Source organism: Hymenobacter segetis (genome assembly GCF_038448715.1).
Classification (GTDB): domain Bacteria; phylum Bacteroidota; class Bacteroidia; order Cytophagales; family Hymenobacteraceae; genus Hymenobacter; species Hymenobacter segetis.
In genome coordinates this window covers 1-11,435 of the sequence record NZ_JBCEVZ010000028.1, presented here as the reverse complement: position 1 = coordinate 11,435, position 11,435 = coordinate 1, and the positions used below count along the sequence as shown (strand labels likewise).

The following is an 11,435-nucleotide window of genomic DNA, read 5'->3' as shown; positions in this document are numbered from 1 at the left end:
TAGTTTGCGCCACAGCCCCAACCTGCGGCGCGGAGACGCGAACTAAAAAAGTCGTGCTACAAAAAAAGCGCCGGGCAGCCCGGCGCTTTTCACAGTTTCATCGTTGCTAGGCCAAAATTTTACCGATGGCCGGTGCATTTTTCAGGCTGCCGAGGCGCTGGCCCCCACGACATTGCCGGCCAGCACGGCCTCGGCCTGGGCAATGTGGCGCTGCATGTGCACCACCAGAAATTCGAGCTGGTCAGTCAGGCGCAGCAAAATCAACGGAAATATGGCGTTAGGAATCCGGATGGCATTGGCATTTACCTGCCGGGCCAGCAGCGTGAGGCGCAGCAATTCATCCACCTGCCGACTGAAAACCTCCGCCACCGTACGCGGCAGCCGGGTGCCCGTGGGCGCATATCGCTGGGGCGAAGTGTAGGTTTTCTCGCTGGCCGGCGTGCGCATGGCATCGATAAATTTCTTGCCCAGATAGCCCTGCTTGGCCACGGCGGCCGGCTTCGAGCCCCGCTCCTGGGCCCGCTTGATGCGGGCCGCGATGCTGGGTAAGTAGTAGCCACCCACGATGTTGAGGTGCTCCAGACACTGGCCCGCGCTCCAGCGGCTGGGGCCGGGGCGACGGTTCAGTTCTTCGGCGCTCAGGGGACGAAAACGCTGCTGCGCCTTCACCCGCAGCATCAGCAGGTCATTGGTTAGCTGGTCAAAGAAATCAGAAGTGGCACGAGCGGCAACGGGCATATAAGCAGAGGCTAACGAGTCGTAAACATACAATTTAGCAGCGGATTCCGAATAATTTACGGTGGATTCCCGCCCCGCCAAGCTCAACAATCCGGTTCGGGCTGGTATCTTGGCGGCATGGTAAAACAATGTTTTTCGTATTGTAGTGCACTAATTGCCTTGGCAACTGCTTTGCACAGCGAAGTTCGGGCACAGGCCGTGCCCAATGCCGGCGAGCGGGTCGAAAGTCTGGTCACCTTCGGCGCACAGTCGGACAAGATGTGGGGCGACGATGATTTCACCCAAACCTTCTTCTTCCTCATCCCCGAAAAACAGCGCACCCCGGTCTATATCCGCGTATTCGACCCCGACTGCGGCGGCAAAAACGACGACCTGAAAGGCTCCGCCAACACCACCACGTCGTTCAGTCTCTACGGAGGTCCGGGCACCTTCAGCGGCCCCCAGGCGCGCGACCCGCGCCCCACCAACCCCGTGCCCACCGGCCGCCTGCTCAAGAGCCAGACCTTCGGCAACGAGCCGAAATATGATGGCAAGTGGTACACCTTCGGCCCGCTCAACCCGCTGGAAGGTGAGATGGTGGACGAGTTCAAGGGCCACGTTTTCAAGCTGGTGGCCCGCGGCCTCACCGGCAACGACGGCAACCTGTACCGCTACTTCTTCAGCACCAGCCCTACCGAGAACGTGTCGGTAGAAGGTGGCAATGCCTTCACCTACGAGTACTGCTTCCGCCTGCCGGCCACGGCCAGCAAAACCACCGTGCACCTCTACCCTTTCGTGAACGACAAGGTGGTGAGCATCAAACAAAGCAATTTCGACGCCGACAATGCAGCCACGCTCAACGTGTTCAGCATTGCCAAAAACGGCCAGCCCGGCACCATGAGCGGCGACGGCGTCTGGAGTAGCAGCGTCTTCCAGGTTTCGCCCAAAGAGCACGGCCTCAGCCTCGATTTCCGCCTCACGTCCACCAAGCCCGCGCCCAACGACATGGTGTTCTACGTGACTGACCAGTACGAAACGGCCATGCCGTTTTTCGCCATTCCGCTGGGCGGCCCGCCGCGCTACCAGTACGATATCAACGTGAAAGTGCACCGGTAAGCGCCGGATATAAGCACCAAACCAGAACGTCATGCTGAGCGCAACCGAAGCATCTCTACCGCAGTAGTAAATCCTGTCGATTGGATTACTCTCGCGGTAGAGATGCTTCGGCTGCGCTCAGCATGACGTTCTTCTTTAAGGCCTTTCGCGCTTATTCGTCCGCCTCGCCGTCGCGGCCGGCATTGCGTTTCGGAGCACCGTGGTCGGCATTGTCCTCATCGTCGGTGCGGTTTTCCTGACGGGCTGCCGAGCCGTAGTTCTGAGCCGTGTCTTCGGCGCGCTGCTCGCCTTTGGCGGGCGAGCCGGCGGTGCTGCCGGCTTTGCTGTCGTCGTAGGCATCATTATAGGAACCGCCGCGCGAGCCAATGCCCTGGGCGGCGTCGCCCTTGTTGGCCTCGGGCTGGGTGTAGCCGTTGCGCTCGCTGCCGGTGTTGTTATCGGGCAGGCTGTTGGGCTGGTCGCGGCCCCGGTCGCCGTAGCCTTGGCCGCGCTGGTCGGCCATTTCGGGCTGATTGGTGGAATAAGTGCCGGAATCATGGCGGCCTTCTTTCTCGTTGGCACCGCCTTCGGCAGGCATATAATCCGTTGTCTCGTTGCGGTGTTCGCCTTCGACAACATTTCCGGTGCGCTGGCCAGAGGCATCGCCGGAGCGGAGCGACGTGTGGCCGTAGTCAGCCGCAAAACCAGTGTCGACGCTTTTGGGTGAGCCGTTATCGTTAAATCGAGGGTTGCCAGTACTTCCCATCGAGTCTGTCGCGGCACCGGCTTCGAAACCGTATTCGGTGCGGCTGTCGGGGCGGGCGTCGCGGCCGTCGTAGCTGCGGTAGGCGTTGTCCTGCTCGCCGGGGCGGCCAGGGCCGCCGTAGTACTTGTCTTCGGCGGTGTTGTTGGGCTCGTAGTCGGCCAGGCGGTTCTGGTTGCCGAAGCCGCCGTGGGTGGTGCCGCCCAAGTCCTGCGCGCCAAACTCGCCCCGGTTGGGGTCGCTGTCCTGGTTCTCGCGGCGGTCCTGGTCATTATAGCTGCCTTGGGTGCTGTTGCCGAAGTTGCCGCCGTATGCACCTTCCGGCACTAGGTGAGCAGGGTCGGCTGCTTTGTTTTCCTGGGGCTGGCCGTCAGCATCCACGGCTCCCTGGGCTATGCTTGTTTCGGCATCCGCCAGCGTTTCGCTCGTTATTGGAGTAGGCGTAGCGTGGCTGGTGGGCGGCTTGGGCGGGCCGCCGGGCTGGCCCACACCTTGGCCGGGCGGGGTATGCTTGGTAGCAGTGTTGCCCACCGGCCCGTCGATGCGGTTGCCGGCAATGTCGTTGGGCTCGGTATTCAGATTTTCTTCGGCGTTGGTCATGGCGGTGGGCTGATTATTAGGAAGTGGGGAGGGCATTAGCCAAAGGCTACTCATCTATACGCACCGCCGAATCCGTTGTTTTCGAAGCCGGCCGGGCGCGGGGGTGGGCACGGTTTTCGGCGGTGTCATTTTACCTTTGTCCGGCAGCGGCCCGCCGCGCTCCCATTCCCGGGCCTTCACCGGCCGGATGCGGAGCTTCAAAATCCGATTCATTTTACCCTTACCCCACGCTTATGCTTACCGGCACCGTTAAGTTTTACAACGACACCAAAGGCTTCGGCTTCATCATTGCCGACGACAATCAGGAAGAAATCTTCGTGCACCAAACCGGCCTCATCCACGAAATCCAGGAAGGCGACCGGGTACAATTCAACATCAAAGCCGGCAAAAAAGGCCCCAACGCCGTGGACGTAACCCGCGTGCAATAAAATAGAGACGCTGGTATCAGGCAGTCGGAAATCAGACGGCCGATGCCGCGGCATTTATTTAGAAAGCAAAAGGCCGGCTCCGCACAATGCGGAGCCGGCCTTTTGCTTTGTCAGTCAATTACGACCTGACCATTAACTACTTTTTCGCCACATGCTTGGCCACGCGCACGCCCACGGCCATAAGGCCGGGCAGCTGGTCCTGGCGCATATACTGCTCCAGGGTCAGGGTGTAGTTACCGGGCTTGGCGAAGTGCTGGTTGGGCAGGGCCAGGGCTTGCAGGTCGTAGATGTCGCCGGTGCCGCTGCCTTTGGGCTCGCCGGTTTTGGGGTCCATCAGCAGGATTTGGTGTAGCAGCGGCGGGCCGGCCGGACCAGCGGGGCCGGTCAGCGTGTGCTTCACATACAGGTTATAAAAACCATAGGCCGAGGCGAAACGAACGTTGAAAAACACGTCGTAGCGCGCCGTGGTATCCTCAATGGCGAAGGTGAAAGCGGGCTTCTGCTGCACGTCCCACGAGTACTTGGGGAAGTCCGTATTCTGCTCAAATACCCGGTTAGGGTCGCAGGCCGTGAGCAGGCTCAGGAGCCCGCCCACTACGGCCAATTTCCATGCAAAACGCTGATTCATATCAATAACTGGCATTCAAAAACAAAACAGCGTTGAACTAAGAACCAGCCGGAGCCGGGGCTGAGCCGGGCGCGGCACCGCCTTCGCTGGCCGGGCCACGGCCACCGCGGCGGTTGCGGCCGCCCCGGCCTTCGCGGCGCTCGCCGCCGTCGGCGCGGCGCTCACCGCCCTCGCGGCGCGGGCGCGGCTCACCTCCACCTTCGGCGGCGGGGCGGGGCGTAGCTCCAGCGGTGGAATCAGTACGACGGGGGCTGTCGGGACGGCGGTTGCGGCCGCCTTCGGGGCGTGGTTCGCCGGCTTCGCCTTCGGGGCGGGGCGCGTCGCTGCGGTTGCGGCCGCCACGGCGGTTGCTGGGGCGGGCGGCGGCACCACGGCGGCCACGCTGCTCGGCGGTATCGCCCAAGGCAGGTACCGGGTTGTCGATATCACCGGGACCGGGGCTGGTCATTTGCTCGGGCGGACGGGGGCCACCGGGCGCGGCACCGGCGGGGCGGCGGCCATCGCGGGCGGGCCGGCCTTCGCGGGGCTCACGCGGCGGGCGGCTTTCGCGGCCTTCACGCGGCTCAGTGCCGGGCTCCTGGGCGGCGCGGGGCTCCCGCTCGGCGCGGGGCGCCCGGGGCTCACGGCCTTCGCGGGGAGCACGGGCTTCGGCAGTTTCGGCTTCTTTTTCGCCTTTGCCTTTTTTGCGCTTGCTGCGCTTGGCGCTCGATTTGATTTTATCGTCGAGGCGGTCGAGTGAGCCTTCCACGATGGCGGAAACTTCAGGCTCGGGCGCTTCCTCACGCGGGGGCAGCAGGCTTTCGATGACCTCGCCGCGCTTATTCATTTCCAGCAACTCGCGCACACGGGCCGTGTCAAGCATCACCCAGTTGTTATCGCCCTTAAAGGCAAACCACATGCGGCGGCGGAAGATGTCGGTTTTCTGCAAGAAGGCTTCGCCCTTGTTGGTTTTCAGCGGGCGCTGCACCTGCGGGATGTCCTTGAGGGCATCCAGATAGGCATCCAGCTCATAGTTGAGGCAGCACTTGAGGCGGCCGCACTGGCCGGCCAGCTTCTGCGGGTTCAGGCTGAGGTTCTGGTAGCGGGCGGCGGTGGTGCTCACGGTTTTGAAGTCGGTGAGCCAGGTCGAGCAGCACAGCTCGCGCCCGCAGATGCCGAGGCCGCCGATGCGGCCGGCTTCCTGCCGCAGCGAAATCTGGCGCATCTCCACGCGCACCCGGAACTCGTCAGCCAGGCGGCGGATGAGCTCGCGGAAATCCACCCGGTCCTCGGCCGAATAATAAAAGAGGGCGCGGGTACGGTCGGCCTGGTATTCCACGTCGCTCAGCTTCATGCGCAGGCGCAGTTCGCTCACCATGGCGCGGGCCCGGAACATGGTGCCGGTTTCGAGGTCACGCACGGCCTGCCACCGCTCCTCGTCATCGGGCGTGGCAATACGCAGGATGTTGCGGATTTCCTTCGAGTCGGTGGACACCTTCTTCTTGCGCATTTGCAGGCGCACCAGCTCGCCTTTCAGCGAGACGTGGCCGAGGTGCCAGCCGGAGCCGGCGGCATCCACCACCACGGCATCGCCGGTCACGAGGGGCAGACGCAAATCATTACGCATAAACTCCTTACGGCCGCCTTTAAAGCGCACCTCCACAAGGTCGAACCCGGCAAAGGAGTCGGGGATTTCCACGTCCTGGAGCCAGTCGAAGACATTCATGCGGGTGCAGCCACCGGAGCTACAGCCCCCCTTCGAGCCGCAGCCCCCTACTTTGGTGGTGCCGCAGCCCCCACCGGTTGAACATGATGCACAAGCCACGAGTCAGACAATTATATAGTTGGGCGAAAAGCTGGTTTTCGCGAAAATTCGGTTCCTAGCAAAGATACACAAATAGCACAGGGCGCTTCCGATGGGCTAAGAACAGGGTTAGAACCGCTTCTACCCTAGCCTGGCCGGCCCCAATGCCGGCCGCAATGCTCCCAATCAGTCGTGTAATTATTACAATAGTTTATTATACTGGCACTTACAAAATTTTGTCATTTTTCATAATTAAAACCACCAAATAATACCCTCATTACATTCAAACACGGTTTTCATTAAACTATTTTTAACATAATGGTTTTTGAATGATGTGATTCGCAATTTCATCCACATATATTCGCCCATTCTTCACCAAAACCTCACCACCAAAAAGTTCTATGAAAAATTTCAAACTTTTCACTCTCCTTGCGCTGGCCGGCGCAACTCTATCACTCTCGTCGTGCAGCAAAAAGGAAGAAGCCACTGCGGCTCCTACAGTTGCTTCGGCGGATGCCATGGCCCAAATCAAAGCCCTGGGCTTTAGCACGCAGGATGTTAAAACCGTTGATGCCGGCTACGTGGTAGAAGGCGACATCCTGCTGACCCCGGAGCTGCTGGCCAGCGCCCCCGGCTACTCCACCCTGCGCGTGGGCGACCAGGAGCAGTACCGCACCACCAACCTGGTGGGCAGCCTGCCGCGTGTGCTCACGGTGAGCATCAGCAGCTCGTTTAACTCGTATTATGTAACGGCCATTGATGAGGCCATCCGGCGCTACAACGCAGCCGCTCTGCGGGTGACGTTCCGCCGCATCACCTCGGGCACGGCCGACCTGCCCGTGAAGTATTCGTCGAACCTGGGCACGGGCGTACTCGGCCAGTCGGGCGGCTTCCCCAGCGGCGGCAACCCCGCACCGGGCTTCACACTGGTTCCTAACGTAATCAACAGCACGAACACCAACTACATCGCCACCATCATGGCCCACGAGATGGGTCACTGCATCGGCATGCGCCACACCGATTACTACAACCGCGCCATTAGCTGCGGCGGCAGCGCTTCCAACGAAGGGGCCAGCACCGTGGGCGCTATCCTCATCCCCGGCACGCCTTCGACGGCTGAGTCGAACTCGTGGATGCTGGCCTGCGTGGGCAACGGTGTGAACCGTCCCTTCACCGCCAACGACCTGACGGCCCTGAACTACATCTACTAGCCTCGGCTGGTGTTTTCAGAGAAAAAGCCTCGACTTTCATAAGTCGAGGCTTTTTTAATTGCCATAATCTTACTGGAGCATTATTAGCACAATTGCATAAATTATTGCTTATTGCCCCCATATTCTCACCATCACTTCATCTTTCCCACCATTTGTTATGATGACAAACAAATTATTTGCAGCCGGCCTGTGCCTTGCCTCAATGCTCGCTTTTTCGTCCTGCTCGAAAGAAAAAGAGTCGACTCCCCAATCCGAAAGCATCAACACCGAGGTAATGGGCCAAATCAAAGCCTTGGGCTTTAGCACAGATGACGTGCGTACCGTGGATGGTGGCTACGTGGTAGAAGGCGACATGCTGCTGACCCCGGAGCTGCTGGCCAGCGCCCCCGGCTATTCTACGCTGCGCGTGGGCGGCGAGGAGCAATACCGCACCACCAACTTGGTTACCGGCCTGCCGCGCACGCTGACCGTGAGCCTGTCGAGCCAGTTTCCGGCCGCCTACGGGCCGGCCATCGACGAAGCCATTGCCCGTTACAATAACGCCAACCTGCAGTTGCACCTCACCCGCGTCACCACGGGCACCGCGGACCTGCCCGTGAAGTATTCGGCGGACCTGGGCCCGGGCGTACTGGGCCAGTCGGGCGGCTTCCCCAGCGGCGGCAATCCTGCGCCGGGCTTTACGCTGGTTCCCAGCGTAATCAACAGCACGAACACCAACTACATCGCCACCATCATGGCCCACGAGATGGGTCACTGCATCGGCATGCGCCACACCGACTACTACAACCGTCAGTATAGCTGCGGTGGTCGTAAGGCCAACGAAGGGGCCAGCACCGTGGGTGCCATCCTCATCCCCGGCACGCCCTCGACGGCCGAGCCGAACTCGTGGATGCTGGCCTGCGTGGGCAACGGTGTGAACCGTCCCTTCACCGCCAACGACCTGACGGCCCTGAACTACATCTACTAGCCTCGGCTGGTGTTTTCAGAGAAAAAGCCTCGACTTTCATAAGTCGAGGCTTTTTGCTGTTTCCCCGCAGCACAATCCGGCGGGCTTATTGAATGACAATTCTCAGGACTTGCCCGGCCTGGTTGTCCTGCTGCACCCGGAGCAGGTACAGCCCCGGCTTTAGCCCGGTGGTTTCTATCAGGTTAATCAGCCCTTCGGCGGTGGCGGTGCGCTGGTACCGGCCCAGCATATCGTAGAGGCGGATGGCCACGGGGTCCGCGCTGTTGGCCACCACGGTGAGTAGGGCACCGGTCTGCACGGGGTTGGGATAGGCCTGAATCAGGCCGGCTTGCAGCAGGAAGGCCTCTTCGGTGTCGCTGTAGAACTGCTGGCCAGCCACGTTGTCTAGGCGCACGCGGTAGAGGTAGCGGCCAGCGGCGGGGTGGTTGGTGAAGGTGAACGTGGTGCTGGTGAGCGGGCTGATGGTTTGCACGGCCTCAAAGCTGCCATCGGGCCGCTGGCGTTCCAGCGTGGCCGATTTCAGGTGGTATATCGTGCCGAGGATTACGTCGAGGCGGATGGTTTCATCGACCAGCTGCCTGGGCAGGAAGGAGCGGAAATAGCACGCCGTGCCTTGCGTGGTGTAGTTGATGGTGGTGCCCGGCTGGCCCACGCGCCCGCCCACCACGGGGGCCACGGCGTAGTAGAGCACCGGCACCTGGGCCCGGCCGAGCACCAGCGCCGTATCGGCCGTTTGCGCCAGGGGTTCCAAATAAGTAGCGCCCAATTGGTACACCTGATAGCGGGCCACGCCCGGAATGCGCGCCCATTCCAGCAGGGCCTCTTCGGGGCAGGCGTAGCCGACCTGCAACGCGGGAGCCCGCGCGATGGCGAATGTGTCGGAGATGAATTCACTACTGCCGCTTACCAGCCGCAACTGGGCCAGCGTGGCGGTATCGGGCACGGCCCAGGTGGTGCGGCCGGCGGCCAGCGGCACGGACGCATTCAGCACGCGCCAGCCGGGACGGCCCACGGGGCGGTAGTCGAGGCGGGCGCTGGCGGTGGCCGGGCCGCTCCACTGCCAGCGCAGATTGGCGGTGGTGGTGGGGCGTAGGTTGTCGGGGCGCACGGGATAGGTCCAGGTGAGGCCGGGGGGGCTGAATTCGTAGGCCAGGCTGAAGGCTTGGGGGCCTTGCGGCACAGCAAAGCCGCGCACGTGCAGCTCGTAGGTGCCGGCGGCGGGCAGCGTGAGGGTGATTCGCTCGGCGTTGTTGAGATGGTCGGGGCGGCGGCGGGCGGGGCGGGCCAGCGAGTCGGCGTTCGGGTAGGCGCTCAGTACCCAGGGCAACCAGCGCTGGCCGGTGCTCACGTTTACTAACTCCAGGTCGAGGTCGTTGACGAGGGCCGTGGCGGCGTTGGCGGTGGCGGCGGGGTCGCTCCAGGCCAGCGTGGCTTTCAGCTGCTGCTGGCTGGCGGGCACGGTGATGCGGAATACCTGGTCGGTGCCCTGGCTGGCGCTACCGCCGAAGAAGCGGCCGGCGCGCATGGTGCTCACGGCTCCCAGAGCATCGGCCTGCCCGAAGCCGCTGAGGTAGTCGATTTCGGCTGTGCCGAGGTCGTCGGCGCTGTTCAGGAGCACGGCTTTGACGAGGGCGGCGGTTGGCAGGGTACCGGCGTGCAGGTCGCGGTACTGCTGCTGGAGCAGGATGCTGATGCCCGACACCAGCGCCGCCGCTTCGGATGAGCCGCCTTCGCCGTAGGCCACCAGCTCGGGCTTGATGCGGCCATCGTAGGCCGGGCCGCGCGAGCTGAGGGCGGCCACCTGCCCGCTGGGGTCGGTGGCACCCACGGTCAGCGTGTTTTTCGACATCTTGAACTGCCCGCTGACGTTGGCGAACCGGGCAATGTCTTTATAAACGCCGCTGGGACTGGCCGATGCCCCCACGTTGCCCGACGAAAAGACGTGCAGTAGCTGCGGCAGCTGTTGCGTCTGCTGGTCGTAGGCCTGCGATTCGAGGCCGTAGTAGTTTTCGATGCCCACGCCGTAGGAATGGTTTTGCACCGACACGCCGGCCTGGGTGAGCTGGGTGGCATCGTCGGGCAGCAGGCGGGCGAAGTCGGAGGTGGCCAGCCGCACGGCGCGGGCCGCGCCCCGGCCCAGCGGGTCGGAGTTGCCGGCCCCGCCCAGCAGCGTGGCCATGGCCGTGGCGTGGTCAGAATACGGCTTGGCGAATGCGCTGGGGTTCACCACGCGACCTTTCAGGTCAATGTCGTCAGGGTCGAAGGGCAGTTCTTTCACGGAGGCGGTGAGGCCCTGCCCGGTGAGGTCGGGGAAGCGGGCGTGCACCGCCGAGATGACGTTGACCGATAAGTCGGAATTGCCCAGGCGGCGCTCCTCGTGGGCGCGGCGGTCGGCCACGTCCACAAACTCCACGCCCGGCGCGGCGGCCAGCTGAGCCGGCGTGAGGCCGGTGATGGAAAGCGTACGGGCATCATTTCCGGCTGGCGCTACCTGCGCGACGGGCTGGTGCTGCCGCGCCCACTGCCGGAAGGCGGGGCCGTCGGCCACGCGAATGCGGAGCGGGCACGGCATATTGGCGGTGGAGGTGGCTTGTAAGCCCGGAGCCAGCTTTGCCAAAGCCAAACGGGCAGCAGGCACCTGAGCACTGAGCAACTGCGGCAGCAATAGCATCAGCAGCAATGCCCATCGGCCATAGCGCGAAGAATTTGAACCAGATATTAATTCACGCCGAGAATTCCCCATGTAATCAGCTTATCAGATGAAATTGGCGGCTCAAATGGCCTTTGCCAAAGGTAAAACAATCATACATTCCCACCTGCCACCAAAAGAGAACGGAACCCGCTTACGTGGGTTCCGTTCTCTTTTGGTGGCAGCCATTTGCCAAACTACTCGCCGGGCTTCAGCACCACTTTGGTGCAGTTGTCCTTCTTGTTGCGGAAGATGTCGTAGGCGTGCGGGGCCTGCGAGAGCGGCAGGCGGTGCGAAATGATATCGTCGAGGCGCACGTCGCCGTTGGCTACGTGGGCCAGCAGCTTGTCGATGTGCTTGTGGGCGGGGGCCTGGCCGCCTTTCAGCGTGATGCCCTTGTCGAAGAACTGGTGGATGGGGAAGTTGTCGAACGGCGAGGAGTACACGCCCAGCACCGACACGAAGCCGCCCCGGCGCACGGCGCTCATGCAGGCCAGCAGCACCTTGTCGGAGCCTTTTTCTAGGTTGGCCACGGCTTTGGCACGGTCCAGCAG

The 11,435-nt window shown here is 62.3% G+C and carries 9 protein-coding genes and 1 pseudogene; 4 read left to right on the top strand and 6 right to left on the bottom strand.

Annotation, left to right across the window (positions count from 1 at the left end; genetic code table 11):
• Positions 1–141 precede the first annotated feature (141 nt).
• On the bottom strand, positions 142–738 hold the full coding sequence (locus AAFH49_RS12520; RefSeq protein WP_342298542.1) for a DinB family protein: 597 nt from the start codon (positions 736–738) through the stop codon (positions 142–144).
• A gap of 171 nt (positions 739–909) precedes the next feature.
• Here AAFH49_RS12520 and AAFH49_RS12515 point away from each other — a divergent pair, with 171 nt between their 5' ends.
• Complete coding sequence (locus AAFH49_RS12515) at positions 910–1,833, top strand: hypothetical protein (RefSeq protein WP_342298541.1); 924 nt, start codon at positions 910–912, stop codon at positions 1,831–1,833.
• Positions 1,834–1,984: 151 nt separating this feature from the next.
• On the opposite strand, the gene AAFH49_RS12510 is transcribed toward AAFH49_RS12515, so the two are convergent.
• The gene (locus AAFH49_RS12510; RefSeq protein WP_342298539.1) at positions 1,985–3,211 is read right to left on the bottom strand and encodes a putative sodium/potassium/calcium exchanger; all 1,227 of its coding nucleotides are present in this window, start codon (positions 3,209–3,211) and stop codon (positions 1,985–1,987) included.
• Positions 3,212–3,408: 197 nt separating this feature from the next.
• On the opposite strand from AAFH49_RS12510, the gene AAFH49_RS12505 reads away from it, so the two are divergent.
• Positions 3,409–3,603 (top strand): cold-shock protein, encoded by a 195-nt coding sequence (locus AAFH49_RS12505; protein ID WP_198069229.1) that lies wholly within the window; start codon positions 3,409–3,411, stop codon positions 3,601–3,603.
• 136 nt (positions 3,604–3,739) lie between these two features.
• Here AAFH49_RS12505 and AAFH49_RS12500 read toward each other — a convergent pair whose 3' ends face one another.
• Both AAFH49_RS12500 and AAFH49_RS12495 read right to left on the bottom strand, forming a co-directional pair.
• On the bottom strand, positions 3,740–4,231 hold the full coding sequence (locus AAFH49_RS12500) for a gliding motility lipoprotein GldH (RefSeq protein WP_342298537.1): 492 nt from the start codon (positions 4,229–4,231) through the stop codon (positions 3,740–3,742).
• A gap of 37 nt (positions 4,232–4,268) precedes the next feature.
• The gene (locus AAFH49_RS12495; protein WP_342298535.1) at positions 4,269–5,936 is read right to left on the bottom strand and encodes a regulatory iron-sulfur-containing complex subunit RicT; all 1,668 of its coding nucleotides are present in this window, start codon (positions 5,934–5,936) and stop codon (positions 4,269–4,271) included.
• A 479-nt stretch (positions 5,937–6,415) separates the two neighbouring features.
• Here AAFH49_RS12495 and AAFH49_RS12490 point away from each other — a divergent pair, with 479 nt between their 5' ends.
• Together AAFH49_RS12490 and AAFH49_RS12485 are read left to right on the top strand one after the other, a co-directional pair.
• Positions 6,416–7,225, top strand: coding sequence for a M57 family metalloprotease (locus tag AAFH49_RS12490; protein WP_342298533.1), 810 nt, complete (start codon positions 6,416–6,418; stop codon positions 7,223–7,225).
• 202 nt (positions 7,226–7,427) lie between these two features.
• A complete protein-coding gene (locus AAFH49_RS12485) occupies positions 7,428–8,192 on the top strand; it encodes a M57 family metalloprotease (protein WP_342298532.1) in 765 nt (254 codons plus the stop codon).
• Positions 8,193–8,277: 85 nt separating this feature from the next.
• Here the strand turns inward: AAFH49_RS12485 and AAFH49_RS12480 are convergent, their stop codons facing one another.
• On the bottom strand, positions 8,278–10,764 hold the full coding sequence (locus AAFH49_RS12480) for a S8 family peptidase (protein WP_342298531.1): 2,487 nt from the start codon (positions 10,762–10,764) through the stop codon (positions 8,278–8,280).
• Between the two features lie 314 nt (positions 10,765–11,078).
• Positions 11,079–11,435, bottom strand: a pseudogene (locus tag AAFH49_RS12475) (glutathione-dependent formaldehyde dehydrogenase); the annotation flags it as partial.

What these genes read in the sequence shown, in the direction of transcription:
- AAFH49_RS12520 (WP_342298542.1), bottom strand. Translation starts at nt 738, where the DNA reads ATGCCCGTTGCCGCTCGTGCCACTTCTGATTTCTTTGACCAGCTAACC.
- AAFH49_RS12510 (WP_342298539.1), bottom strand. Translation starts at nt 3,211, where the DNA reads ATGCCCTCCCCACTTCCTAATAATCAGCCCACCGCCATGACCAACGCC.
- AAFH49_RS12505 (WP_198069229.1), top strand. Translation starts at nt 3,409, where the DNA reads ATGCTTACCGGCACCGTTAAGTTTTACAACGACACCAAAGGCTTCGGC.
- AAFH49_RS12500 (WP_342298537.1), bottom strand. Translation starts at nt 4,231, where the DNA reads ATGAATCAGCGTTTTGCATGGAAATTGGCCGTAGTGGGCGGGCTCCTG.
- AAFH49_RS12495 (WP_342298535.1), bottom strand. Translation starts at nt 5,936, where the DNA reads ATGAATGTCTTCGACTGGCTCCAGGACGTGGAAATCCCCGACTCCTTT.
- AAFH49_RS12490 (WP_342298533.1), top strand. Translation starts at nt 6,416, where the DNA reads ATGAAAAATTTCAAACTTTTCACTCTCCTTGCGCTGGCCGGCGCAACT.
- AAFH49_RS12485 (WP_342298532.1), top strand. Translation starts at nt 7,428, where the DNA reads ATGCTCGCTTTTTCGTCCTGCTCGAAAGAAAAAGAGTCGACTCCCCAA.
- AAFH49_RS12480 (WP_342298531.1), bottom strand. Translation starts at nt 10,764, where the DNA reads ATGCCGTGCCCGCTCCGCATTCGCGTGGCCGACGGCCCCGCCTTCCGG.